The sequence below is a fragment of the Loktanella sp. S4079 genome (assembly GCF_000967725.1).
Lineage (GTDB): Bacteria > Pseudomonadota > Alphaproteobacteria > Rhodobacterales > Rhodobacteraceae > Yoonia.
The window spans coordinates 120,112-144,797 of sequence record NZ_JXYE01000002.1 but is presented as its reverse complement, the minus strand read 5'-3'; the positions used below and the strand labels follow the sequence as shown (position 1 = coordinate 144,797).

At 54.6% G+C, this 24,686-nt stretch carries 20 protein-coding genes; 9 read left to right on the top strand and 11 right to left on the bottom strand.

Annotated features, from left to right (window positions below):
- Nucleotides 1-12: 12 nt before the first annotated feature.
- Entirely contained in the window at nucleotides 13-417 is a 405-nt protein-coding gene (mce, locus tag TW80_RS01750) for a methylmalonyl-CoA epimerase (RefSeq protein ID WP_045995651.1), read from the bottom strand.
- Between the two features lie 128 nt (nucleotides 418-545).
- Here mce and TW80_RS01745 point away from each other — a divergent pair, with 128 nt between their 5' ends.
- A complete protein-coding gene (locus TW80_RS01745; RefSeq protein WP_045995650.1) occupies nucleotides 546-1,253 on the top strand; it encodes a response regulator in 708 nt (235 codons plus the stop codon).
- Between the two features lie 33 nt (nucleotides 1,254-1,286).
- Here TW80_RS01745 and aspS read toward each other — a convergent pair whose 3' ends face one another.
- The 3 genes from aspS to TW80_RS01730 form a co-directional block, all read right to left on the bottom strand.
- Nucleotides 1,287-3,278: an aspartate--tRNA ligase gene (gene aspS / locus TW80_RS01740; RefSeq protein ID WP_045995649.1), complete on the bottom strand. Its 1,992-nt coding sequence runs from the start codon at nucleotides 3,276-3,278 to the stop codon at nucleotides 1,287-1,289.
- A gap of 92 nt (nucleotides 3,279-3,370) precedes the next feature.
- On the bottom strand, nucleotides 3,371-4,021 hold the full coding sequence (locus TW80_RS01735; protein WP_045995648.1) for an aminotransferase class IV family protein: 651 nt from the start codon (nucleotides 4,019-4,021) through the stop codon (nucleotides 3,371-3,373).
- The gene (locus tag TW80_RS01730; RefSeq protein ID WP_045995647.1) at nucleotides 3,994-5,091 is read right to left on the bottom strand and encodes an aminodeoxychorismate synthase component I; all 1,098 of its coding nucleotides are present in this window, start codon (nucleotides 5,089-5,091) and stop codon (nucleotides 3,994-3,996) included. The genes TW80_RS01735 and TW80_RS01730 overlap by 28 nt, the downstream gene beginning before the upstream one ends.
- Before the next feature lie 155 nt (nucleotides 5,092-5,246).
- Between TW80_RS01730 and carB the strand changes: the two genes are divergently transcribed.
- On the top strand, nucleotides 5,247-8,564 hold the full coding sequence (gene carB / locus TW80_RS01725; RefSeq protein WP_045995646.1) for a carbamoyl-phosphate synthase large subunit: 3,318 nt from the start codon (nucleotides 5,247-5,249) through the stop codon (nucleotides 8,562-8,564).
- Between the two features lie 48 nt (nucleotides 8,565-8,612).
- Here carB and TW80_RS01720 read toward each other — a convergent pair whose 3' ends face one another.
- Nucleotides 8,613-9,587, bottom strand: coding sequence for a hypothetical protein (locus tag TW80_RS01720; protein ID WP_045995645.1), 975 nt, complete (start codon nucleotides 9,585-9,587; stop codon nucleotides 8,613-8,615).
- A gap of 435 nt (nucleotides 9,588-10,022) precedes the next feature.
- Between TW80_RS01720 and TW80_RS01715 the strand changes: the two genes are divergently transcribed.
- The gene (locus TW80_RS01715; RefSeq protein WP_045995644.1) at nucleotides 10,023-11,141 is read left to right on the top strand and encodes a beta-ketoacyl-ACP synthase III; all 1,119 of its coding nucleotides are present in this window, start codon (nucleotides 10,023-10,025) and stop codon (nucleotides 11,139-11,141) included.
- 89 nt (nucleotides 11,142-11,230) lie between these two features.
- On the opposite strand, the gene arsH is transcribed toward TW80_RS01715, so the two are convergent.
- The gene (gene arsH, locus TW80_RS01710; RefSeq protein WP_045995643.1) at nucleotides 11,231-11,938 is read right to left on the bottom strand and encodes an arsenical resistance protein ArsH; all 708 of its coding nucleotides are present in this window, start codon (nucleotides 11,936-11,938) and stop codon (nucleotides 11,231-11,233) included.
- On the bottom strand, nucleotides 11,938-12,384 hold the full coding sequence (locus tag TW80_RS01705; protein WP_045995642.1) for a phage regulatory CII family protein: 447 nt from the start codon (nucleotides 12,382-12,384) through the stop codon (nucleotides 11,938-11,940). Before TW80_RS01705 ends, arsH begins: the two co-directional genes overlap by 1 nt.
- Nucleotides 12,385-12,624: 240 nt before the next feature.
- Here TW80_RS01705 and TW80_RS01700 point away from each other — a divergent pair, with 240 nt between their 5' ends.
- Entirely contained in the window at nucleotides 12,625-13,215 is a 591-nt protein-coding gene (locus TW80_RS01700) for a thymidine kinase (protein ID WP_045995641.1), read from the top strand.
- On the opposite strand, the gene TW80_RS01695 is transcribed toward TW80_RS01700, so the two are convergent.
- Entirely contained in the window at nucleotides 13,212-15,404 is a 2,193-nt protein-coding gene (locus TW80_RS01695) for a primosomal protein N' (RefSeq protein ID WP_045996939.1), read from the bottom strand. The genes TW80_RS01700 and TW80_RS01695 overlap by 4 nt on opposite strands.
- A gap of 84 nt (nucleotides 15,405-15,488) precedes the next feature.
- On the opposite strand from TW80_RS01695, the gene fsa reads away from it, so the two are divergent.
- Nucleotides 15,489-16,142, top strand: a complete 654-nt coding sequence (gene fsa / locus TW80_RS01690; RefSeq protein WP_045995640.1) for a fructose-6-phosphate aldolase — start codon at nucleotides 15,489-15,491, stop codon at nucleotides 16,140-16,142.
- Between the two features lie 230 nt (nucleotides 16,143-16,372).
- Here fsa and TW80_RS01685 read toward each other — a convergent pair whose 3' ends face one another.
- Nucleotides 16,373-17,578: a hypothetical protein gene (locus TW80_RS01685; RefSeq protein WP_045995639.1), complete on the bottom strand. Its 1,206-nt coding sequence runs from the start codon at nucleotides 17,576-17,578 to the stop codon at nucleotides 16,373-16,375.
- A gap of 128 nt (nucleotides 17,579-17,706) precedes the next feature.
- Between TW80_RS01685 and TW80_RS01680 the strand changes: the two genes are divergently transcribed.
- Genes TW80_RS01680 through TW80_RS01670 form a run of 3 tightly spaced genes read left to right on the top strand, consistent with a single transcriptional unit; the run spans nucleotide 17,707 to nucleotide 20,063 of the window.
- A complete protein-coding gene (locus tag TW80_RS01680) occupies nucleotides 17,707-18,402 on the top strand; it encodes a DUF484 family protein (protein WP_045995638.1) in 696 nt (231 codons plus the stop codon).
- Nucleotides 18,403-18,406: 4 nt separating this feature from the next.
- Nucleotides 18,407-19,321, top strand: a complete 915-nt coding sequence (locus TW80_RS01675) for a tyrosine recombinase XerC (RefSeq protein WP_045995637.1) — start codon at nucleotides 18,407-18,409, stop codon at nucleotides 19,319-19,321.
- 43 nt (nucleotides 19,322-19,364) lie between these two features.
- On the top strand, nucleotides 19,365-20,063 hold the full coding sequence (locus TW80_RS01670; protein ID WP_045995636.1) for a CDP-alcohol phosphatidyltransferase family protein: 699 nt from the start codon (nucleotides 19,365-19,367) through the stop codon (nucleotides 20,061-20,063).
- Here the strand turns inward: TW80_RS01670 and TW80_RS01665 are convergent.
- A complete protein-coding gene (locus TW80_RS01665; RefSeq protein WP_045995635.1) occupies nucleotides 20,060-20,518 on the bottom strand; it encodes a methylated-DNA--[protein]-cysteine S-methyltransferase in 459 nt (152 codons plus the stop codon). The two genes, TW80_RS01670 and TW80_RS01665, sit on opposite strands and share 4 nt — an antisense overlap.
- A gap of 91 nt (nucleotides 20,519-20,609) precedes the next feature.
- Here TW80_RS01665 and TW80_RS01660 point away from each other — a divergent pair, with 91 nt between their 5' ends.
- A complete protein-coding gene (locus tag TW80_RS01660; RefSeq protein ID WP_045995634.1) occupies nucleotides 20,610-21,599 on the top strand; it encodes an LLM class flavin-dependent oxidoreductase in 990 nt (329 codons plus the stop codon).
- Nucleotides 21,600-21,639: 40 nt separating this feature from the next.
- Here the strand turns inward: TW80_RS01660 and ileS are convergent, their stop codons facing one another.
- Complete coding sequence (gene ileS, locus TW80_RS01655) at nucleotides 21,640-24,537, bottom strand: isoleucine--tRNA ligase (protein ID WP_045995633.1); 2,898 nt, start codon at nucleotides 24,535-24,537, stop codon at nucleotides 21,640-21,642.
- Nucleotides 24,538-24,686: the final 149 nt, after the last annotated feature.

The following is a 24,686-nucleotide window of genomic DNA, read 5'->3' as shown; positions in this document are numbered from 1 at the left end:
CAGGGGCGCGGGCTATACCTGTTCGAGTTCGACCAAACAGCCGTTAAAGTCCTTGGGATGGAGGAACAAAACCGGCTTGCCGTGTGCTCCGATCTTGGGCTCTCCGTTCCCCAAAACGCGTGCACCTTCAGCCTTTAGGTGATCACGTGCAGCAAGGATATCATCGACTTCGTAGCAGACATGATGAATCCCACCCGAAGGGTTTTTCTCGAGGAACCCATTAATCGGGGAATCTTCGCCCAACGGATAGAGCAGCTCAATCTTCGTATTCGGCAGATTGATGAAGACAACGGTCACCCCATGATCTGGTTCATCTTGTGGCGCGCCAACATCGGCCCCCAGCATTGTACGATATTGTAAACTTGCAACATCAAGATCCGGAACTGCGATGGCGACATGATTGAGGCGACCGATCATTTCATTTTCTCCCTATTTTGCGCAATATCGCTAAAGCCCCATCAAAGTGCAATGCGATTCCCACATTAACGTCCCGTTCACCTTGTCCTGCTTTGATAACAGGCAAAGAGCCACATGGGAGAATCGCGATGGATGAATTATTGCTCACACCCGCCCCGACCGCGCGCCGCCCATTATTGGGGCTGACGGTACTCGTGGTCGAGGATAGCCGCTTTGCCTGCGAGGCGCTGCGCCTGTTGTGCCAACGATCGGGTGCACGGATTAGGCGGGCAGATAGCCTGGAAAACGCGCGACGTCACCTTGCTATCTATCGGCCCTCGATCGTGCTTATCGACGTGGGGCTGCCAGACGGTTCAGGCACCCAACTGATTAATCAGCTGGCGCAAGCAACCCCGCGGATTGAGGTCATCATCGGCATTAGCGGTGACAGTGCGGCAGAAACCACCGTTCTGGATGCCGGCGCTGATGGATTTATTGCGAAACCGATTGCCAATCTCGCGGCGTTTCAGTCGGCCATTTTGAAACACCTTCCGGCACATCGCCAACCACCCGGCCCACGCGCAATTAGCGACGAAATGATCAGCCCTGATTTGATCGCCTATCGCGACGACTTGCATCATATTTCTGAAATATTGAACAACACCGACGAAAGCCAAGACATCGCCTATGTCACCCAATTTCTCGATGGGGTCGCACGTAGCGCCCAAGACGATGCTCTGGGTAAAGCAGTGCAAAACCTTGCCACGTTGAAATCAGAGGGTGACGATTTGGCATCGGGCGTTTCAACGTTAAATGAACTGGTCGCAAAACGTATAGCTGCCGGTGGGCCGCTATAGAAAAGCCGCCCCAATTTGGGGCGGCTCAAAAGTTTAGCTATCTGCTGGGATCGTGCGTAGGTGCAGTTCACGCAGCTGTTCATTCATTGGCTCAGACGGCGCATCCATCATCAGATCTTCGGCGCGCTGGTTCATTGGGAACATGATGACTTCGCGGATGTTTGACGCGTCAGCTAGCAGCATCACGATACGGTCGATCCCGGCTGCACAACCACCGTGGGGCGGGGCACCATATTGGAACGCGTTGACCATCCCGCCAAAACGCTTTTCGACCTCATCCTTGCCATAACCTGCCAGTTCAAAGGCCTTGAACATGATCTCTGGCTTGTGGTTCCGGATCGCGCCGGACACCAGTTCGTAGCCATTACAGGCCAGATCGTATTGATAGCCCAGCACTTTCAGCGGATCACCTTCGAGCGCGTCCATCCCACCTTGCGGCATTGAGAATGGGTTGTGTTCAAAGTCGATTTTGCCGGTTTCTTCGTCCTGCTCGTAAATCGGGAAATCCACAATCCAAGCAAAAGCAAAACGGTCCGTATCGGTCAGGCCCAGCTCATCGCCAATCACGGTGCGCGCTTTGCCAGCGACTGTCTCAAACGCCTTGGGTTTACCACCCAAGAAGAACGCCGCATCACCTAGACCAAGACCCAGCTGTTGGCGGATCGCCTCTGTCCGCTCTGGACCGATGTTTTTAGCAAGAGGTCCCGCAGCTTCGTGTTCTCCAAAGAATGCACCAATAAGGAACGTAAGGTGATTTGCATCAAGAACACCGTTAGCATTCGCACGTTCAACTGCCTTACTGAAGGCTTCTACGTGTTCGCCGACCCCATCGAGTAATGGGCTTAGACTATCGAGCAACGCATCCGCCGTATCAAAATTATCATCTTCAGCAAACTTCAGGGCCATTTCTGAAAGCTTGACAATGTCATCTACGTTTTGACGCGGCCTCCAGAAGATATATCCCATACCGGGCAGACCCTCTTGCTGCGCGAATTTGTTCATGCGGTCACAGAACTTGCGCGACCCGCCTGTTGGCGCAGGAATAGCGCGGATTTCAGTGCCTTCTTGCTCAAGCAATTTCGCAAAGATCGCAAAGCCAGAACCACGGAAGTGATCAGACACAACCTGCATCTTAATCGGGTTGCGCAGGTCAGGCTTATCGGTGCCATACCACAGCGCGGCATCACGATAGGAAATCTGCTCCCATGTTTGGTCAACTTTGCGGCCGCCGCCGAATTCTTCGAAGATGCCAGTCAGCACAGGCTGGATGGTGTCGAACACATCCTGCTGCTCAACAAACGACATCTCTAGGTCGAGCTGGTAGAAATCGGTTGGCGAACGGTCAGCGCGCGGATCTTCGTCGCGGAAACATGGCGCGATTTGGAAGTATTTGTCATAGCCCGACACCATGATCAGCTGCTTGAACTGCTGTGGCGCCTGCGGCAGCGCATAGAATTTACCGGGGTGCAAACGTGATGGCACAAGGAAATCGCGCGCACCTTCGGGGCTAGAGGCCGTGATGATCGGTGTCTGATATTCGCGGAACCCGCTGTCCCACATGCGGCGACGCATGGACGCCACAACATCAGAGCGCAGCTTCATGTTGTCCTGCATCGCCTCGCGGCGCAGGTCCAGATAGCGGTACTTGAGGCGCGTTTCTTCGGGGTATTCCTGATCGCCAAACACCATCAGCGGCAGTTCTTTGGATGCGCCCAGCACTTCGATGCCGCGCACGAATACTTCGACTTCGCCAGTTGGCAATTTCGGGTTCACCAGTTCAGGGTCACGCGCCTTCACTTCGCCATCAATGCGGATACACCACTCAGAGCGCACCTTTTCTACATCAGCAAATGCAGCCGAGTCAGGATCGCAAAGAACCTGCGTAATGCCATAGTGGTCGCGCAGGTCGATAAACAGGATGCCACCGTGATCGCGCACCCGATTGACCCATCCAGAAAGGCGGACGGTTTCGCCAACATTGGCGGCAGTCAGATCGGCACAGGTGTGGCTGCGGTAAGCGTGCATAATATCATGTTCCTATGGGTTCACGGAGTTGTTGAGCCGATACACTAGGTTGACGGCCCGATGTCAAGGATGGTCGCCGAATATGATAGGATTTAGCGGGCCAATGGCCCCTGATAGTCTACCGCGATCTTTCCGCGCAGGGAATTTCCCAATGTAATCGCTTTTGCCTGCCGCAAATCATCCAGCGTCAGCACAGCTTCTTGGCAAAGTCCGTGCTCCAACTGATACTCACGATAGATGCCTGGCAACAATCCAGATGACAGTGGTGGCGTCAGCGATTTCCCGTCCTGTGTTTTCACAAAAATATTGGTAATCGTCCCCTCGCAGACCTCATCACGTTCATTGAGAAAGATCAGTTCGTCGACGCCTTCGGGCATCGTGGCCCGCGCCTCATCATATAGCGCACGGTTTGTTGTCTTGTGTCGCAACCATGGGTCAGATGAATCCAAACGTGCTTTCGCGATCTGAACGACCCACGGTCCTTTCGCGGCTGGCATCGGAGCACGCGTCACCTCAATTGAACCGTCAGCGGCCAAGGTCAGCCGACAGCGCATTTCCGCGTCAGCCTGAAATTCGGCTAATTCCGTGGCAACGGACTTGCGATCAAAAGCAAAACCCAAGTCACGCGCGCTGCGCTCCATCCGCCGTAAATGCGGGTCCAACCGCACATACCCCTGCCCCGGCACCCAGCCAAAGGTCTCGATCAGCTTGGTCCCTAGAGGGATGCGTAGCGCGCTTTCCATAGGGCTTCCTCGTATTCTGATTCTGCAGTGCTATCCCAAACGACACCGCCACCGACGTTAAGCGTCGCATGCCCATCTTCAACCATTAACGTACGGATCGCGACATTGAACGATGCACGTCCATCAGGGGCAGCCCAACCAATCGTCCCGCAATAGGCGTCACGTGGCGCGGGTTCGAGGTCTCGAATGATTTCCATCGCGCGAATTTTGGGGGCACCTGTAATCGACCCGCAAGGGTAAATCGCACGAAAAACATCCCCAAGCCCCACATCCGGCAGCAGCGTCGCCGTCACGGTCGAGGTCATCTGGTGTACGGTCGCGTAGGTTTCCACCGTGAATAGCTGTGGCACCTTAACCGACCCAACCTGAGACACCCGACTGATATCATTGCGCAGCAAATCAACAATCATCAGATTCTCTGCACGGTTCTTGGTATCATTCTCTAGAAACCTGCGGTTTTTGGCATCCGCTTGTGGGGTATCGCCACGCGGTACGGTCCCTTTCATCGGGCGCGTCGTGATTTGACGCCCTTCCAATGTAAAGAACAGCTCGGGCGAACGGCAGAGCAAATCAGGCAAATCATCCTGTGTCACCAGCACACCGTAACCGACAGGCTGCGCCTGACACAGGGCTGCATAAACTGCCTCGCTGTGACCTTGGACGGTTGTTTGAATGGGAAAGGTTAGGTTCGCCTGATAGATGTCGCCCGCGCTAATCCAGTCGTGCACCTTCGCGAAAGCGTCAGTATATTCTGTCTCTGTCCATTCTGGAGTAAGTGCGCCGATCTTAGCGGGTCCAGATGCAATGGTTGCAACCGTTGGCGCATCAAAGACACCAAATTTGATCAAAGGCAAACGCCGCCCCTGCGGCATCAGATCATGCAAACACGTCTCAAGCGCATAGCCAAGTTCATAGCTCGCATATCCAGCAACCCATTCACCCGCCGCCAATGCCGCGTCAATCGCCCGCAAGGCAGAATCGACATCAGCGATAGATTCGGCCTGAATGATCCGCTTTGGGTTCTCGAACAGGCCCGCACTATCGGGACCATGATCAAACTGCAGACGCAAAACTGTTACTCCTTAACGATTCACGCCTCAAATACGCGTGCAGAGCAGAAATTTACAGTTCATTTACGACAAGCCTCGCGCATTCAACGAAGACACTTGCGCCTTGGGCGCGGTTGTCTATAACCCACGAAAATTTACCTTCAGAGGGGGCCGCCATGCCAAAGCGTACTGACATCAAGTCAATCATGATCATCGGTGCAGGCCCTATTATTATCGGACAGGCCTGCGAGTTCGACTACTCTGGCGCACAAGCCTGTAAAGCACTGCGCGAAGAAGGTTATCGGGTCATTCTGGTAAACTCGAACCCCGCGACAATCATGACCGATCCGGGTCTGGCAGATGCCACCTATATCGAACCGATCACACCAGAGGTCGTCGCAAAGATCATCGAAAAAGAACGCCCCGACGCGCTGCTGCCAACGATGGGCGGCCAGACAGGTCTGAACACGTCGCTTGCTCTGGCGGACATGGGCGTTTTGGAAAAATTCAACGTCGAAATGATCGGCGCCAAGCGCGAAGCGATCGAAATGGCCGAGGACCGGAAACTGTTCCGCGAAGCCATGGATCGTCTCGGCATCGAAAACCCCAAGGCAACAATCGTGACCGCGCCTGACGGCGATCTGAACGCTGGCGTCAAAATCGCTCTCGATGCTCTCGAAGAAATCGGCCTACCCGCGATTATCCGTCCGGCCTTTACGCTTGGTGGGACTGGCGGTGGTGTTGCGTATAACCGCGAAGAATATGAACATTTCTGCCGCACGGGGATGGATGCCTCCCCTGTTGGGCAAATCCTTGTCGATGAATCCCTACTGGGCTGGAAAGAATACGAAATGGAAGTCGTGCGCGACAACGCCGACAACGCCATCATCGTTTGTGCCATCGAAAACGTGGACCCAATGGGCGTTCACACAGGCGACAGTATCACCGTCGCCCCTGCCCTGACCCTGACCGACAAAGAATATCAGGTCATGCGGACACATTCGATCAACGTGCTGCGCGAAATCGGTGTGGAAACAGGCGGGTCAAACGTACAATGGGCGGTGAACCCAGCGGACGGCCGTATGGTCGTCATCGAAATGAACCCACGCGTGTCGCGCTCTTCCGCGCTGGCATCAAAGGCGACAGGTTTCCCAATCGCGAAAATCGCGGCAAAACTGGCCGTTGGTTATACACTGGATGAATTGGACAACGACATCACAGGCGTCACACCTGCGTCGTTTGAACCGACAATCGACTATGTCGTCACCAAAATTCCGCGCTTTGCCTTTGAGAAATTCGCAGGTTCCGAACCATATCTGACCACCGCGATGAAATCCGTGGGCGAAGCAATGGCGATTGGCCGGACCTTCCACGAGTCAGTGCAAAAAGCGCTAGCCTCGATGGAAACAGGCCTGACCGGTTTCGACGAAATCGAAATTCCCGGTGCACCTGATGCCGCTGCAATCACCAAAGCACTGGCCAAACAAACGCCAGACCGTATTCGCGTCATCGCCCAAGCCATGCGTCACGGTCTGTCAAATGACGACATCCACGCTGTCACGAAATTCGACCCATGGTTCCTTGCCCGCATCCGCGAGATCATCGACGCCGAAGCCGAGATCGCGACTAACGGCCTGCCCGTCACCGAAGACGGCCTGCGCAAGGTTAAGATGATGGGCTTTACCGATGCCCGCCTTGCAAAACTTACCGGCCGCGACGAAGACCAAGTACGCCGCGCACGTCAGAACCTTGGCGTCAAAGCTGTGTTCAAACGGATCGACACCTGCGCCGCGGAATTTGAAGCCCAAACACCCTATATGTATTCCACCTATGAAAACCCTGTCATGGGCGAGGTTGAGTGCGAAGCCCGCCCATCTGACCGTAAAAAGGTTGTCATCCTTGGCGGCGGTCCAAACCGGATCGGCCAAGGGATCGAGTTCGACTATTGCTGCTGCCACGCCTGTTTCTCGCTCACCGATCAGGGCTATGAAACAATCATGATCAACTGCAACCCGGAAACTGTGTCGACCGACTATGACACATCTGACCGGCTGTATTTTGAACCGCTGACATTCGAACACGTCATGGAAATCCTACGAGTAGAGCAGGAAAACGGCACGCTTCACGGTGTGATCGTTCAGTTCGGCGGGCAAACACCGCTGAAATTGGCGAATGCGCTGCACGACGCAGGCATCCCGATCCTTGGCACATCGCCGGACGCGATTGACCTCGCCGAAGACCGCGAACGTTTCCAAGACCTGGTCAACCGCCTCGGCCTGAAACAACCGAAAAACGGCATCGCACATTCTGACGCTGAAGCGCTTGAAATTGCTGAGACCATCGGCTTCCCACTGGTGATCCGCCCATCCTATGTGTTGGGTGGCCGCGCGATGGAAATCGTCCGCGACCAAGCCCAGCTAGAGCGCTACATTTCCGAGGCCGTTGTTGTATCTGGTGACAGCCCCGTCCTGCTCGACAGCTACTTGTCCGGCGCGGTCGAGGTTGACGTGGATTGCCTGTCTGACGGTAAAAACACCCACGTCGCAGGCATCATGCAGCACATCGAAGAAGCCGGCGTGCACTCTGGCGACAGTGCTTGTTCGCTGCCGCCATACTCGCTCTCTGACGCGATGATCGCTGAAATCCGCAAACAGACCGAAGCACTGGCGCTCGCGTTGAACGTGGTCGGCCTGATGAACATCCAGTTCGCCGTCAAAGACGAAACCGTCTACCTGATCGAGGTAAACCCACGCGCATCACGCACCGTGCCATTCGTGGCCAAAGCGACAGACAGCGCCATCGCATCCATCGCGGCGCGCCTGATGGCGGGTGAACCGCTGACGAACTTCCCACTGCGCGAGGCGTACCCGGCGTCGGAAAACCCAATGGATGTGCTGCCGCTTGGCGATGCATTCACATTGGCTGACCCGAACACACCGTGGTTTAGCGTGAAAGAGGCCGTCTTGCCCTTCGCCCGCTTCCCCGGCGTTGATACGATCCTTGGGCCAGAAATGCGCTCAACAGGCGAGGTCATGGGCTGGGACCGGTCCTTCCCACGTGCGTTCCTCAAGGCGCAAATGGGTGCAGGAACCGAATTGCCGACCGAAGGCACTGTGTTCTTCTCGATCAAGGATATGGACAAGACCGCTGAAATGGCCGAAGCCGCCAAAATCATCGTGGACCTTGGGCTGAACATCGTCGCGACGCGCGGCACCGCTGCCTGGCTGACCGAAAACAACGTCGCCTGCGAAGTCGTGAACAAAGTCTACGAGGGCGGACTCACAATCGTTGACCGCCTCAAAGACGGGCACATCGCATTGGTCATGAACACAACCGAAGGCGCCCAAGCCGTAGAAGACAGCCGCGACATCCGCGCCGTCGCCCTCTACGACAAAATCCCCTACTTCACGACAGCCGCCGCGTCCCACGCCGCAGCACTTGCCATGCAAGCCCGTAAAGAAGGTGATGTTGGGGTAAGAAGCCTACAGGGGTGAACATCGGTATGATTGGGTGTCATGCGCAGTCTTGTTAGTGCATGACACTTAGATAAATTGCTCAAGTATCCCTAGATAGCGGTTCATTCGCCGCACGAATTCTTCTCGATGGGGCCACTCGGTAAACTCAGACCGTCTTTCTACTTCTGCACCAATAACTTCCTTGGCATTACGAGCCAACACAGGACTGCAAGTGCCGGAAAACTTGATGTGTCCGAAGGCCAGTGCAAAGTGGATTTTCACCCAATCAATCCGGAATAGTTCGTTTTTTGTGTCTAATTCACTAGCATCCCAACCAAGTTGCAACGCGGCCTGCTTGGGCGACATATCGTTGTAGTCGCCCCAATCAGACAAAATATCTGCCCCTGTGTCATTCCCATGCGGCGAAAACTCATAAGCACAGGACCAGTCTACAGGATCAACTAAGATAGTCCGGGCTTTCGGATGCATCTCCTCCCACTCGATATCCAACTGCTCCCAAGGATCTTCCTGCCCATTACGCATATTTTTGGATTCTATTGCGCGGCGGGCGGCAGCACGAAACGCTTCATCCGTCGAAAATTCGACTGTCCTAAAACGTGCTACCCAAGCCAAGAACGCTGTCGTATCAAAGTCATCTTTTTTCGTTATGCGCGCCCTTAATCCCCATGAAAGGGCATCAATCAAATCGTCGACCGCAGGCGCAAAACTCGTTCTCTCGAGATTGATCAAAAACGTTCCAAATTCTTCGTCCGGAGTGAACCGGTGCGAAGGATAACATATGTCGATACGCTTCTTCTTGCGATAGAATTTTACCGATTCCGTATCATTCAAAGCTGGCAGATTTCGATGATCTTCTTCCAGACTTCCATTGCAAAATAGCGTGACGTTAATGGTATCCACAGCACTACCAAAACTAGGGAGTTCTTCGCTAATAATGTCGGCAACGAAACTCCATGTACCCCCACCAAACGAACGGTGCGTCTTACCAAATCCGAATAGTTCGAGGTAATGTTTGTTTGTTGCAGGTTGTAATACATTCATAGCTTATGGCCCTCATTATCGGCTGAACCCTAGAAACAGTTCTGAAATAGTCAACAATTAGCTTAACTCGGTTGACAAAGGGCATCGCGCGGACCTCGGGATGGGTGCAAAGCGCCCTGCCCATGGGTGAGGGTTTGAGGCGTCTTGGAAACTGTCGAGGAAAGTTTCAGCCGAAAACGGGCGAAGCCCCGAACGGGCGCTGCCCGGCGGAGGATCAATTACTCTCTATCCAGAGCAATCTCTTGCTGAAGCCGCTCGAAGTCCATGTTCTGGGGTCGTGGGGGATACCATAACGTGTCGGGGCGCAACGCGGCATCAGTTGCGCCCAAACATCTGCACGCAACGACGCAATTTTCCCTTAGGTCATAAACCCGCCGCTGTGGACAAATGTTAGCGCTGCACAATAAGGTGGCATAACGCAAAACAGAGGTTGTCATGTATAAAGTCGCCATCACCGGAACTGGGCTTTTCACGCCATCCCAAGTCATCACAAACGACGAATTGGTTGCGGCCTTTAATGCTTATGCTGACCTCTGGAATGCCGAAAACGCCGATGCGATTGAGGCCGGCACTGTTAAGGCCAAGACACATTCTTCGTCGGAATTCATCGTTTCTGCATCGGGGATCGAAAACCGGTATGTGCTAGACAAGGAAGGTCCGCTGGACCCTGCCCGCATGTTTCCACATTTACCAAAGCGCACGGATGACGAACCTGGCTATATGGCCGAAATCGGCGTTGATGCCGCGCAAAAGGCGCTAGCGGCGGCGGGACGATCTGCTGCAGATGTTGATCTGGTAATCTGTGCCGCATCCAATATGGAGCGCGCCTATCCTGCGGTTGGGGTCGAGATTCAGCAACTCTTGGGCGCAGGTGGTTTTGCCTTTGACATGAACGTCGCCTGCTCTAGCGCAACCTTTGGCATTCAAACCGCTGCTGATATGATCCGCGCAGGATCGATCCGTTCCGCGCTTGTCGTGAACCCGGAAATTTGCAGTGCGCATATCGAATGGCGCGACCGCGATTGCCATTTTATCTTTGGCGATGTGGCAACAGCAACCTATCTGGAACGTGATGAGGGCATCGAGAGACCGCACTTTAAGGTGCTATCGACCCGCTGCGCCACACAGTTCAGCAATAACATTCGCAATAACAATGGTTTCTTGCGTCGCACCCATGATGCAATGGACGATCGCCGCGACATGCAATTTATGCAAAACGGCCGCAAAGTGTTCAAAGAGGTGCTGCCTCTTGTCAGTCAACACATTACCGATCATCTGTCAGAAACTGGGGTTGAGCCAACAGAGTTGCGCCGCCTGTGGCTACATCAGGCCAATAAGTCGATGAATGATTACATCGGGAAAAAGGTGCTGGGCCGCCCACCAGAGCCAGACGAACAACCCAATGTGTTGCAGGATTACGCGAATACCTCGTCGGCGGGGTCTATCATCGCATTTACCAAATACTCAGATGACCTTGAAAAAGGTGACAGAGGCTTGATCTGTTCCTTTGGTGCGGGTTATTCCGTGGGTTCCGTCGTAGTTGAACGCGGCTAACCCAAGGAATATCAAAAGATGAACAAAATCGTAATTTTCGCCGCACTCTGCACATTGACAGCTTGCGGCGTACCCTTTGTACCGCTGGTCTAACTGCTGACCCGCTTGTGCACGTCTTCCAGCGTTTCCACACGCTCTGAATAGCGGTCCGTCAGCATTGCTGAGCGACCGCGCGTCATGACGGTAAAGCGGGCGAGCTCCTCCATCACATCAACGATGCGATCATAGAGCGAAGATGGCTTCATACGGCCATTTTCGAACTGCTTCCACGCCATTGGCACAGATGACTGGTTTGGGATCGTGATCAACCGCATCCAGCGCCCCAAGATACGCATCTGGTTGACCGTATTGAACGACTGAGATCCGCCAGTGACTTGCATGAGCGCAAGGGTTTTACCCTGTGTCGGGCGAATACCGCCGATAGGTGACAGAGGAATCCAGTCAATTAGCGTCTTCATGATACCAGTCATCGCGCCGTGACGCTCTGGGCTAGACCAGACCATTCCTTCGCACCACATCACCAGCTCACGCAACTCGGCGACCTTTGGGTGTGTTTCGTCCGCATCATCCGGCAATGGTAAACCGGATGGGTCGAAAAAGCGTGTCTCGCAACCAAGCGCACGCAGGACACGCGCAGCTTCTTCGGCGCAAAGCCGCGAATAGCTAACGTCACGTAAAGACCCATAAAGCAGCAGGATACGCGGCGGATGCCCATCATCATCAGCGGCTGCAAGCGCTGAAAAATCCAGCGGCTCTAGCAATTCTGCTGACAGGTTTGGCATATCGAGATCGGCCATTAGACGATGTTGCTCTCTTCCAGATGGAGCTTCATATCAATGAGAACCTTCTGCAGCGCAGTCGTTTCTTTGAGCAAACGTTTTGCTTCGTTGACAGTGATAATGCCGTCTTCGATCGAGAGGTTATACTCGGCCATTAGCTGGGCAAAACGCTGGCTAAGCTTGATAACATCATTGTTCACGCCACCTTCACTATTGGGGCGATCTGAATCGTAAGACAATGTAATCCCACGCATTTCTGCCAAAGCAGAGGTGATGTGGGGATAGGACGCAGCAGCCTCGAGCTGGGCAACAGCATCTACGGGCATAAACCGATCAGCATGCTCTGGATTGTCAGAATAGTATCGACCCAACGTCGCCTTGGATTTGCCCGTCAACTCACACGCGTTTTCTATGCCAACATCTTTGACCAACGCTTCTGTGTGACGTTTGAGGTAGTTGCTCATGCCCGTACTCCATTTCGTATACCCCACGCGGGGAAAACAGCCGTTCTATTCCCATTAATTGTTAAGTTGTCATATGTCATTGATAAATTGTCCCGAGTTGGGGGATAAGTAACGAGTTTTGGTGCCGACGGTCATCAAATGTTTTGGATCGCGATCCATCGGGCTATTGTTTTGCCCAAAGCGCTGGTTGATTTCACCTTTGCCTTGCCAAGGTAATTCAGCAAGCGTTAATCAGCGCCTATGGCCAAATTGTACTTTAACTACTCTACGATGAACGCTGGCAAATCGACAGTGCTTCTACAAGCGTCCCACAACTACATCGAACGTGGGATGAAAACCTATCTGATGATTGCGCAACTTGATAACCGCGCTGGCGAAGGCCGCGTGGGAAGCCGTATTGGCATTGGCGCAGATGCAGATACTTTCGCCCCTTCGGAAAACCTATTCGACAAGATCAAAGCGCGTCTTGATCAGGGGCCTTGTGCCTGTGTTTTTGTGGACGAAGCACAATTTCTTGAACGTGAACAGGTTTGGCAGCTCGCGCAGGCGGTTGATGATCTAAAGGTACCTGTGATGACCTATGGGCTGCGCGTTGATTTTCTGGGCAAGCTGTTTCCCGGCTCTGCCGCGTTGTTAGCACTGGCTGATGAAATGCGCGAAGTGCGCACCATTTGTCACTGCGGGAAAAAGGCGACGATGGTCGTCCGCAAGGACGAATACGGGCAGGTCATGACCTCTGGCGATCAGATCGTCATTGGCGGCAATGACCGCTATGTGTCGCTGTGCCGTCGTCATTGGCGGCAAGAAATGGGCGACACGCCCGAGAGCTAGTAGAAACTCTGCGGATCAATATCAATCGTCAGCCTTAGGTTATTGGCCAAACGGAATTGCCCTGCCCATTGCGCCAGGGCGCGTTGCAAGGGCGCCGTTTTTTCGGCTTTGACCAATAGTCGAACTCTATGCCGCCCGCGTACCCGTGCAATTGGTGCAGGTGCGGGGCCAAAGACCTGCGCACCGATCCGGCGAAGCGGCTCATCACGTCGTGCCATCTCGCCACCCAGATCGAATACATCCTGCGCATTTGGACTGCTCAAGATGATACCCGCCATCCGCCCATAAGGCGGCACCCCTGCGGCTTTACGCTCGGCCGCTTCGGCGGCCCAAAATGCTTCTTCATCGCCGGCCAGAATTGACCGAATGACTGCGTGCTCTGGCTGATAGGTCTGCAACATCGCCTCGCCCGGCGCTTCGGCACGACCAGCGCGCCCAGCAACCTGCCGCATCAATTGAAACGTCCGCTCGGCCGCTCGCAAATCGGAACCCTGCAAACCTAAATCCGCGTCGATCACCCCAACAAGCGTCAGTTTTGGAAAATTATGCCCCTTCGCGACCAACTGTGTACCGATGATAATATCGGTCCCACCTTGGGCTATTTCTTCGATATGGGCCTTCATCGCGCGAGCAGAGCCATAGAGATCCGATGACAGCACAGCGACCCGCGCATCGGGGAACAGCTCTGTCACCTCTTCGCCCATGCGTTCAACACCGGGGCCAACGGCGCTCAGGCGATCCTCAGCTTCGCAATGTGGGCAAACGGTGGGCATAGGTTTTGTCTCACCGCATTGGTGACACATCAGCCGTTTCAGAAAACGATGCTCGACCATACGCGCGTCGCATTGATCGCAGGCAATCTGATGCCCACAGGCCCTGCAAATGGTGACCGGCGCGTATCCACGACGGTTCAAAAATACGAGTGACTGTTCCCCCTTGTCCAATCGCTGCGCGATGGCATCGCGTAACGACGGCGACACCCATTTGCCTCCCGGCAAATCCTCGGCACGCATATCAATTGCGGACATTTTTGGCAGGACAGACGCGCCAAAGCGAGATTTCAACTCGAGCCGCTGATATTTCCCAGCCTCAGCATTGGCCCAGCTTTCCAGGCTCGGTGTGGCCGAGGCCAAGACCACCTGCGCCCCATTGATTGCCGCGCGCAGCACCGTCATATCCCGCGCGTTATAAAGCACCCCGTCTTCTTGCTTGTAGGATGTATCATGTTCCTCATCGACGACGATCAGCCCGAGGTTTTGAAACGGGAGGAATAGCGCCGAACGCGCACCAACCACCAATTGTGCATCTCCCTGCCCGACCATCCGCCAGCAGCGGCGGCGTTCCGTCATAGTGACGCCGGAATGCCATTCTGCGGGCTTCATGCCAAAACGGGCCTCGACCCGATTGATGAACTCACCTGACAAAGCAATTTCAGGAAGCAGCACCAGCGCCTGCCGCCCCATCCGCAGACATTCCGCGACAGCCTCAAGGTAGACTTCTGTCTTGCCAGACCCGGTCACCCCTTTCAGCAAAGTCGTCCCGTATTTGTCGCTGCGCAACGCGGCGCGCAGTGCTTCGGCACCTACCGCTTGATCAGTGCTAAGCTCTTTACCGCCGTAATCTGGGTCCAGCATGGGATAGGGCGTATCACGCGGCGCTTCTTCCTCGCGGATAGCGCCATGTTTGACCAATCCTTTCACGACCGAGGTCCCCACCCCCGCCATTTCTGCCAGCTCGCCAAGAGTAAAGGATAACCCACCATAATCACGCAGTACCCCGAGCACCTTTTCACGCGCGTCCGTCATGCGATCAGGCACACCGTCGGCAAGGCGATAAACCTTGCGCATCGACTGCCCATCGCCCAGCCCGGGCGCGCGTGTTGCCAAACGCAACATCGCGTGCATCGGTGTGAGCGTGTAATCCGCAGCACGTTTCAAAAACACCCGCATTTCATCGCGCATAGGGGCAACATCCAGCACACGAATAACCGAACGGATCTTGCTGCGGTCGTAATCACCCTTACCGCGCGACCAAACAACCCCTAGCACCTTGCGGGGGCCCAGCGGCACCTCGACATAGGCGCCAATGTGACAACCACCCTCTGGTGCCTTATAATCCAACAGGCGATCCAAAGGCTGTGCCGTCAACACGCCCACCAATTCGCCTTCGTGGAAATAGCTATCTGTCATATCAACCTTTTGCGGGTTCACGCTGTGCCTGACTTCAGGTAAACGCTGAGACAACAAACACCAACCCATGCCTGGAGTGAAGACATGAAGTTTTTCGTAGATACCGCCGAGATCGACCAGATCAAAGAACTCAACGACCTTGGGATGGTGGATGGCGTCACCACAAACCCATCGTTGATTGCAAAATCTGGCCGTGACATTCTCGAAGTGACCAAAGAAATCTGTGACATCGTTGACGGCCCTGTTTCGGCCGAAGTCGTTGCATTAGACGCGGAAACCATGCTGGCCGAGGGCCGTAAACTAGCAAAAATCGCTGATAACATTGCGGTAAAGGTGCCTCTGACTTGGGCTGGCCTGCAAACATGTAAGGCCCTGTCTGACGAAGGCACCATGGTCAACGTGACCTTGTGTTTCTCTGCAAACCAAGCACTGCTGGCCGCCAAAGCAGGTGCCACATTCATCAGCCCATTCATCGGTCGCTTGGATGACATCAACATCGACGGTCTGGAGCTGATCGAAGACATCCGCACCATCTATGACAACTACGGTTTCGACACACAGATCCTTGCCGCGTCGATCCGCTCTGCCAACCACATGTCAGAATGCGCAAAAATCGGCGCAGACGTCGCTACAGCGCCACCAGCCGTGATCAAGAACATGGCCAACCACGTACTGACCGACAAAGGTCTGGCTGGCTTCATGGCTGACATCGAAAAAGCAGGCATCAAAATCCTGTAAGGTACGAATGCCGCCAAGCTCATTCTTTAGCTTGGCGGCAACCCTCCTAAGGCCAAAAAATCCTATGCCTTGGAGATCGGATTAGATCGGCGGCCCCGGTATGGTTTGCTTAGAGCCGGAACAAGCGCAAGAAGCGCATTATCATCGCGACACCAAATCCCCTGATACGGTGCACTGACCGTTAGGTATGATACAGGCCAGCAAGCACTTATCTGCTCACAAAGTGAACGCTATTCAGTGGGAAACAATGCTTCATTGACCATTTGTTGGTGTCTTTGCTGTAGGCGGGACACCAGTCTATTCAGCTCCGCCTCATTGTGCCGATATTGCGCAAGGTGCTGAACCGTAAACTCTCGGACGGACTGGTGCTGATCAAGTATTTCAGCAAAACGTCCATAATTCTTGAAACGTGGATCAAAGGCTGTTTGCACGATCAACTCAAGGCGGCGATCGACCTCCACGCCTTGCTGCACTTGGTACAAGAACTCGTTCACCACAAAGGCTTCAGTGGGTGAAAAGCTTGATCTTTTCTGACTGTCTTGAGGTGTATTCGATATGATACTGCTCAACTTGGTATCAATGACATCAGGGGAATTGATCGTGGTCCCTTCTCCAGTTTCCGCAGTCAACAGCCCCAACACAGTAAGCTCGCTTTCCAACGTACGCTCTGGGTCAGCTAAATTAACAATGCGACGTTTCTTAACAAGTGAGAAGTTCGCGGGACCGTCTCTTTCCATCCCCACAAACAGCCAAGAAATGAGTTCTGGCCCAAGAACGACTGCGGCGATATTACGTGACAAGATCTCACCCTGACGATTATCCTGCACAGTAAATCCCTCTGGACCAGTATCCATTTCCCAAAGCGCGAATGTCGAATTGGGCGGGCGTCCCCGGCGGCCGTTATATTCCTGAACAGTTATATCTGCCGAACCCGAAAACGCGCTGGTCGAATGCATGAAACCATCCTCGCGTTTGAAGACATGCTCACTGCCAGTGATGTCCTGTAACCGCACCCAATCCAAATTCGTATCCTGTAAAATGCGCAGACAATCACCCTCGCACGGCCTGAAGTCATTCTCTGAAAATCGGTCATCCAGAATGAACTCGATAGACATAACGCCCGAATGGGCTTCAGCGGAAATCTGCGGTTGCAACATCGGATGATACTTTTGAGTAAGATACCCTAGAATGCCGGGGCCGAGGCTCGCAGCTAGAACCGTCGATCCGCTCAGAATTACCCCCGCAAGCAGTGAACGCTGACTTATCAAGACCGCCGGCAAGATCAGGATCGCTAAGACAAACAAATTGATGACCACCTGACTTGCCAGAAAGGCGAGCCCAAGCGTTAAAAACGTCAACGTGAGCAACAACGATGGCACGCACATTAGCAGCACAAGCAGCGACAAGACGCCAGTCGCGATCAAATAGCTCCTCATTGGAAAATTCCTGAATGCAAATATATGGCCCTGTGGCAAGATTACTTGACTATATGAAACTGTCAAAAATAATTGCAGAACCTTGCAGCTCAGTCTGCTAAAGTTCGGAAAAACGATAGAGCAGGCTTATGAGTAAACCCGAAATGGACGCAGAAATCCGCGAGCAGATTATCGCGAACCCGAACCTTTTGCTGGAAGATCATGATCTCATGCGCGCCCTTGTGGGTGGCAATGACGAAAAGATGGGTGGCAATATCGTCGATTTGCGTGGGATCGCTTTGGCCCGACTCGAAGAGCGGTTTGATCGGCTCGAAGATACGCATCGCAACGTGATCGCCGCAGCTTACGATAATCTAGCAGGCACCAATCAGGTACACCGCGCCATTCTACGCATGATGGATTCACAAACCTTCACTGCGTTTCTCGAGGACCTCACAGGCGATGTCGCAAATACGCTGCGCATTGATGCAATCAGATTGGTCCTAGAAAGCGACGAGCCCGAGGCAGACCCTGACATGGGGCCCGCGATGGCTGTCGTACCCGAGGGGTTCATCGACGACTACATTACACTGGGCCGCAACATGCCTGTGCGTCAGATCACCCTGCGCAAATTCGATAGCGAAGGTGCAAGCCTCTATGGGGATCGCGCAGGTTACATCCAGTCAGAGGCCTGTCTAAAATTGGACCTTGGCGAAGGGAACCGACCCGGCATGTTGATTATGGGCTCCGAAGACCCGCAACAATTCACTGCCCAACAAGGTACAGATTTGCTGACCTTCTTTGCCGAAGTGTTTGAACGCGTCATGCGCCGCTGGTTGGCTTAATCCCATGATCTCGCCTGCCCTGACCGATGCGCTGAACAGGTGGCTCGACCATCAACGTGCGCTGAGCGGAGCAGCAGAGAACACGATCAAGGCCTACCAAGCAGACGTTTTGGGTTTTCTGGCCTTCATGACCCAGCACAATGGCGCCCCCCAAGGGCTTGGCCCTGTTGCCGCGATTGGGGTTCGCGATATGCGGTCATGGATGGCGCATGAACGCGGGCGGGGCGTTGGCGCAAGGTCATTGGCCCGATCGCTGTCGGCGGTGAAGTCATTCTATCGCTGGCTGGCTGAGCGTGAAGGCTTTGAACCTACCGCTGTGCTCTCAACCCGTTCACCAAAATTCCAAAAGAAGCTTCCGCGCCCGCTGACCGAAGACGCCGCGACCGCCATGATTGATAGGGTCGAATTCCAATCAAGCGAGCCGTGGATCGCTGCACGCGATAGTGCCGTGGTGACACTGCTATATGGCTGCGGGCTTCGTATCTCTGAGGCGCTTGGCCTCACAGGTGCTGACGCACCGCTGCCTGCCGTACTGCGCATCACGGGTAAAGGCGGCAAAGAACGGATCGTGCCAGTCATTGATGCCGCCCGCGAGGCGGTCGATAGCTATCTCGCGCTTTGCCCCTACCCAAAAGAAAATGACAAGCCACTGTTCAAAGCCGTCCGAGGTGGTGCGCTTTCGCCGCGGGCCATTCAAAAAGTGATGGCACAGACACGGATGCAATTGGGCCTTCCTGCGACGGCGACACCCCATGCAATGCGTCATTCCTTTGCGACGCATCTGCTATCAGCTGGTGGCGACCTGCGTGCGATCCAAGAATTATTGGGCCACGCGTCGCTATCCACCACCCAAGCCTATACTGCTGTTGATGCTGCCCGCCTCATGGAAGTATACGACAAGGCCCATCCAAAGGCATGACTAACGGATTGCCCTGCCCCCAATTTTCCCGCATGAAGACCCCATGACATTACAATCCAAAGCTCTTGCCGTTCACTTATTGACTGCCTCTGGTGCCGTATTCGCAATGCTTGCGATGTTGGCAGCAGTCGAAGAAAACTGGAACTTGATGTTCCTCTGGCTGGTCGTTGCCTTTTTCGTTGATGGCATTGATGGCCCGCTTGCCCGGCGGTACGACGTCAAAAAGAACGCTCCTATTTTCGATGGCGTTCTGCTTGATCTGATCATTGATTATCTGACCTACGTGTTTGTACCAGCCTATGCGCTGTTCAAATCTGGGCTATTGCCCGGCTGGACCGGATGGTTTGCGATTATCATCATCACCTATACCTCGGCGATGTATTTCGCGGACACGCGGATGAAGACCAAGGACAACTCCTTTTCAGGCTTTCCGGGCTGCTGGAACATGCTGGTCCTCGTGATTTTCGCGCTATCACCAAATTTCTGGGTCTCGCTGTTCCTCGTGGCCAGCTTGGCTATCGCGATGTTCTTGCCACTGAAGTTCGTACATCCGGTGCGTACACAGCGCTGGCGGATGGTGACATTGCCAATGGCCTTGGCATGGACGTTCTTTGCAGGATGGGCAGCATGGGTCGATTTCCACCCAGAAAGCCTCGCCCACTGGGGATTGGTGATTTCGTCGGTTTACTTGCTGCTCGCAGGCGTGATGCAGCAAATCATCCCCGAAAAACAAGCGGCTTAAATCAGCAGCCCAGCTGCCTTTTCCAGCCGAAGCAGCGTGACCTTTGCCTCTACACCGCCAGCCCCGGAATAGCCGCCCAAGCCATTCGCCCCCAAGACGCGGTGGCACGGAATAAGAATGGCAATTGGATTTGCACCGCAGGCCTGACCGATCGCTTGGGCGGAAACCTCTAGCACCTTCGCAAGATCGCCGTAGGTCCGCGTTTCACCGTATGGGATCGCGCATAGTGCATCATAGAACCGCTGTTGAAAGGCGCTTGCCCTTGGTGCCAATGGCAGATCGAATTCGGTCAGCTCTTGGGCGAAATAGGCGTGCATCTGGGATGCAAGATCACGAAACAGATCACCGCCTTTCAGGGTTCCAGCGCGGCCCCAAACGAGCCCCGTGATGCCGTTCTCATCGGCATCCGCGCCAAGCGGCCCCACAGGCGAAGTGCTACAGATCAAGCCATCCATTCCCCTACCCTAAAGCACAGCGCGCAAAAGCAAAAGCCGCCCCTTGGATTGCGACGATGGCGTGACTACCTAGCCCCGTAAGGAGCCAAAGATGCAACATTTCTCACTACTTGATCTCGCCCCAGTGCCCGAGGGTCAAAGCACCGCACAAGCACTAGCGAACACGGTTGCGCTTGCCCAAGCGGCAGAAACCCATGGGTATCATCGCTACTGGTTGGCCGAACACCACAATATGCCCGGTATCGCTTCGGCTGCGACGTCAATTGTGATCGGCCAAGTCGCGGCCGCCACCAAATCCATGCGCGTTGGTGCGGGTGGGGTCATGTTGCCCAATCACGCGCCTTTGGTCGTTGCTGAACAATTTGGCACTTTGGCCACGCTATTTCCTGACCGGATCGACCTAGGCCTTGGTCGCGCGCCCGGCACAGATATGAAAACCGCCCGCGCCTTGCGCAGGCATATGGCGCCTGAAGACGGGTTTGCGACAGATGTGCAGGAATTGATGGCCTATCTCGGGGATGAACCCACACCCGTGCAGGCCATACCCGGCGCTGGCACGCATGTGCCAATCTGGATTCTGGGATCGAGCCTCTATGGTGCGCAACTCGCAGCGCAGCTTGGGCTGCCTTATGCGTTTGCGTCACACTTTGCCCCTGCGATGCTTGAGCAAGCCATTGTAACCTATCGGCATAATTTCCGACCTTCGGATACCTTGGAGCGCCCGTATTTCATGATGGCTGCTGGCGTCTGTGCTGCCCCAACTGATGCCGAGGCACATTATCACCGGACGTCGCAACAGCTGGCGTTTGCGCGGCTACGCTCTGGGATGCCTGGCAAACTTCCCCATCCTGTTGATCGGATCGAGGATCACGTGCACCCGCATATCCTAGATGGGGTGAATGCGGCCCTGTCATGTGCGGCCGTCGGATCGCCCGCGACAATACGCAAACAATTTGAAACCTTGATCGCAACCTATCAACCAGATGAATTGATGGTAACCGGCATGATCCACGACCATACCGCACGCATGAAATCATTTGAAATTGCCGCAGAGGTTCTCAGCGATTTATCTGAGAACTAAGCCAAACGCCCGCCAATTTGGCGGGCGTTTATTTGTTGGGTTAGCTCAGGGCCTCGTCACAGCGGCCACAGACACCCGGATGGCTATGGGTGCCAACATCTGGCAGGATCTTCCAGCAGCGCTGGCACTTGTCACCATCGGCACGGGCAAAGACGACAGCCACATCCGCGATATCGTCGATCTTGAACGCGTCCTGAGGTGCAGCATCAGTGCTTACCGTGATACCCGAGGTGATGCATAGATCGTCAAAGCTGACAGTTTCCAGAACCTTCGCGACATCCGCCGTCACGTAAACCGTTGGTGCCGCCTCGAGCGAGGCGCCGATGACTTTGTTGGTGCGTTCGATCTCTAGCGCACCTGTCACCACCCGACGCACTTTGCGCACGACGGCCCATTTCGCAGCCAGTTCATCGTCGCGCCACGCGGAAGGGGTGTCGGTGAAATCTTCAAGGTGCACAGAACTGTCATCTCCGGGGAAGCGTTCTAGCCAGACTTCTTCCATCGTAAAGCACAGCATCGGCGCCAACCATTTGGTCAAACGGTGGAACAGGATGTCCAATACTGTACGCGACGCACGACGGCGCAGCGTATCGCCATCGCAGTAAAGCGCGTCTTTGCGAATATCGAAATAGAACGCGGAGAGTTCGAGCGTGGCAAAGTTAAAGACCGCCTGATAGACACCTTGGAAGTCGTATTTGGCATAGCCCGCGCGGACTTGCTCATCCAGCTCTGACAGACGATGCAGCACCCAGCGCTCTAGCTCGGGCATATCGGCGGGCGCAACCCGGTCAGTTTCCGTAAAGTCCGACAAAGATCCCAACATAAAGCGCAGCGTGTTCCGCAAGCGGCGATAGCTGTCTGCCACACCTTTGAGGATCTCATTCCCGATCCGCAAATCAGCCGTGTAATCAGACTGTGCCACCCACAAACGTAGGATATCAGCACCGTACTGTTGCACCACCTTGTCAGGGGCGACTGTATTGCCAACTGATTTGGACATCTTCATGCCCTTTTCATCCAGCGTAAACCCGTGGGTCAAAACCCCGCGATACGGCGCGTGGCCGCGTGTTCCGCAAGACTGCAACATTGATGAATGGAACCAACCACGGTGTTGGTCTGTCCCTTCAAGATAGAGATCAGCCAAACCATCCTTGGAACCGTCTTCTCGGTCGCGCAGGACAAATGCGTGGGTCGAACCTGAATCAAACCACACGTCGAGAATGTCAAAGACTTGCTCGTATTCGTCATGGTTCACGGCATTGCCCAAGAACCGTTCCTTGGCCCCGTCAGCATACCATGCGTCTGCGCCCTCTTCTTCAAAGGCGGCCAGAATGCGCGCGTTTACATCTTCGTTGCGCAATAGGAAATCTTGATCGGTCGGCAGCACGCCTTTTTTGACAAAGCAAGTCAGCGGTACGCCCCACGCGCGTTGACGTGATAGCACCCAATCGGGACGCGCTTCGATCATAGAATACAATCGGTTCCGGCCGGTCTGTGGAGTCCAAGTCACCAATTCATCAATGGACGTCAGCGCGCGTTCGCGGATGGTCTTACCGTAGGTATCTTGACCATCGCCAACGGCGCGGTCGATGGCTGCAAACCACTGCGGCGTGTTGCGGAAGATTACGGGCGCTTTGGACCGCCAAGAATGCGGATAGCTGTGCTTGACCTGCCCACGCGCGATGATGCCGCCCGCCTCGACCAGTTTGGCGATGACAGCGTTGTTCGCTTTGCCTTCTTTGCCCTTACGATCAAAGACCTGAAGCCCAGCAAAGAACGGTACATGCGGCAAGAATTCAGATTCCTCGCCCACGTTATGGGTCATGCGGTCCAACCAGTTGCGCTTCATAAAGCATTCATAGTCGTCGCCACCGTGGCTCGGCGCAGTGTGAACAAAGCCCGTACCCGCATCATCGGTTACGTGGTCACCGTCGATCATCGGCACGTCGTAGTCCCAATAACCGTCTGCGCCGTCGATCCCTGCAAATGGGTGTTTGGCAACAAGACCGCCCAGTTCGTCTGCGGTGACATCACGCATCCGCGTAAACGCCGTGGCGCGCGATTTTGTCAGCGCGTCCTCTGCCAATGCATCCGCAAAGAGATATAGATCGCCAGTGCTGGTCCAGCTTTCCTCTTGGGTTTCATCGACGCGATAAAGACCGTAAGCCAGCTTGGGGTTGTAGGCGACTGCCTTGTTTGACGGGATTGTCCAAGGTGTCGTTGTCCAGATCACAACCCGCGCATTTTCAAGATCGCCTGTCGCGTTCTGGAAACCAAACGGCACCCAGATCGTGTGGCTTTTGTGATCATGGTATTCGATCTCGGCCTCGGCCAGCGCAGTCTTTTCGACTGGCGACCACATCACGGGTTTTGACCCTTGGTACAGCGTGCCGTTCATCAGGAATTTCTGGAACTCTTCGGCGATGACCTTTTCCGCGTGGAAATTCATCGTCAGATATGGATCGTCCCAGTTACCTTGAACACCAAGGCGTTTGAACTCTTCACGCTGGATATCAACCCAGCCTTCGGCGAACTTGCGGCATTCCTGACGGAAGTCCACGACGTTCACGTCGTCTTTGTTCTGGCCTTTTTGGCGGTATTTCTCTTCGATCTTCCATTCGATTGGCAGACCGTGACAATCCCATCCGGGGATGTAACGTGCGTCGCGGCCCATCATTTGTTGGGAACGGACAACCATATCTTTCAGGATTTTATTCAGCGCGTGACCGATGTGCAGGTGACCATTGGCATAGGGCGGACCATCGTGCAGGGTGAACGGCTTGCGCCCTTCGGCCTTTGCGCGCAGTTTTTCGTAGACGCCGATTTGCGCCCAGCGGGCCAGCCAATCGGGTTCGCGTTTTGGTAATCCAGCCCGCATTGGGAAATCAGTGCGTGGCAGGTTCAATGTATCTTTGTAGTCAGTGGTTTCGGCGCACATCTGGAGCGTCCTTCAAATATTCAAGAAGTCATAGGGGTACAGAGCGGTGCGCAAGCGCAGACACCTTTTCCCGGCCGGTTTGGGTTACTCAAACCGCCGGGCAAATAATGCGTATGATCATCAGGCCCATCATGGCGCTGCTTATAGAA

Coding starts and splice junctions, on each gene's coding strand:
- mce (WP_045995651.1), bottom strand. CDS start 417: ATGATCGGTCGCCTCAATCATGTCGCCATCGCAGTTCCGGATCTTGAT.
- TW80_RS01745 (WP_045995650.1), top strand. CDS start 546: ATGGATGAATTATTGCTCACACCCGCCCCGACCGCGCGCCGCCCATTA.
- aspS (WP_045995649.1), bottom strand. CDS start 3,278: ATGCACGCTTACCGCAGCCACACCTGTGCCGATCTGACTGCCGCCAAT.
- TW80_RS01735 (WP_045995648.1), bottom strand. CDS start 4,021: ATGGAAAGCGCGCTACGCATCCCTCTAGGGACCAAGCTGATCGAGACC.
- carB (WP_045995646.1), top strand. CDS start 5,247: ATGCCAAAGCGTACTGACATCAAGTCAATCATGATCATCGGTGCAGGC.
- TW80_RS01720 (WP_045995645.1), bottom strand. CDS start 9,587: ATGAATGTATTACAACCTGCAACAAACAAACATTACCTCGAACTATTC.
- TW80_RS01715 (WP_045995644.1), top strand. CDS start 10,023: ATGTATAAAGTCGCCATCACCGGAACTGGGCTTTTCACGCCATCCCAA.
- arsH (WP_045995643.1), bottom strand. CDS start 11,938: ATGGCCGATCTCGATATGCCAAACCTGTCAGCAGAATTGCTAGAGCCG.
- TW80_RS01705 (WP_045995642.1), bottom strand. CDS start 12,384: ATGAGCAACTACCTCAAACGTCACACAGAAGCGTTGGTCAAAGATGTT.
- TW80_RS01700 (WP_045995641.1), top strand. CDS start 12,625: ATGGCCAAATTGTACTTTAACTACTCTACGATGAACGCTGGCAAATCG.
- TW80_RS01695 (WP_045996939.1), bottom strand. CDS start 15,404: ATGACAGATAGCTATTTCCACGAAGGCGAATTGGTGGGCGTGTTGACG.
- fsa (WP_045995640.1), top strand. CDS start 15,489: ATGAAGTTTTTCGTAGATACCGCCGAGATCGACCAGATCAAAGAACTC.
- TW80_RS01685 (WP_045995639.1), bottom strand. CDS start 17,578: ATGAGGAGCTATTTGATCGCGACTGGCGTCTTGTCGCTGCTTGTGCTG.
- TW80_RS01680 (WP_045995638.1), top strand. CDS start 17,707: ATGAGTAAACCCGAAATGGACGCAGAAATCCGCGAGCAGATTATCGCG.
- TW80_RS01675 (WP_045995637.1), top strand. CDS start 18,407: ATGATCTCGCCTGCCCTGACCGATGCGCTGAACAGGTGGCTCGACCAT.
- TW80_RS01670 (WP_045995636.1), top strand. CDS start 19,365: ATGACATTACAATCCAAAGCTCTTGCCGTTCACTTATTGACTGCCTCT.
- TW80_RS01665 (WP_045995635.1), bottom strand. CDS start 20,518: ATGGATGGCTTGATCTGTAGCACTTCGCCTGTGGGGCCGCTTGGCGCG.
- TW80_RS01660 (WP_045995634.1), top strand. CDS start 20,610: ATGCAACATTTCTCACTACTTGATCTCGCCCCAGTGCCCGAGGGTCAA.
- ileS (WP_045995633.1), bottom strand. CDS start 24,537: ATGTGCGCCGAAACCACTGACTACAAAGATACATTGAACCTGCCACGC.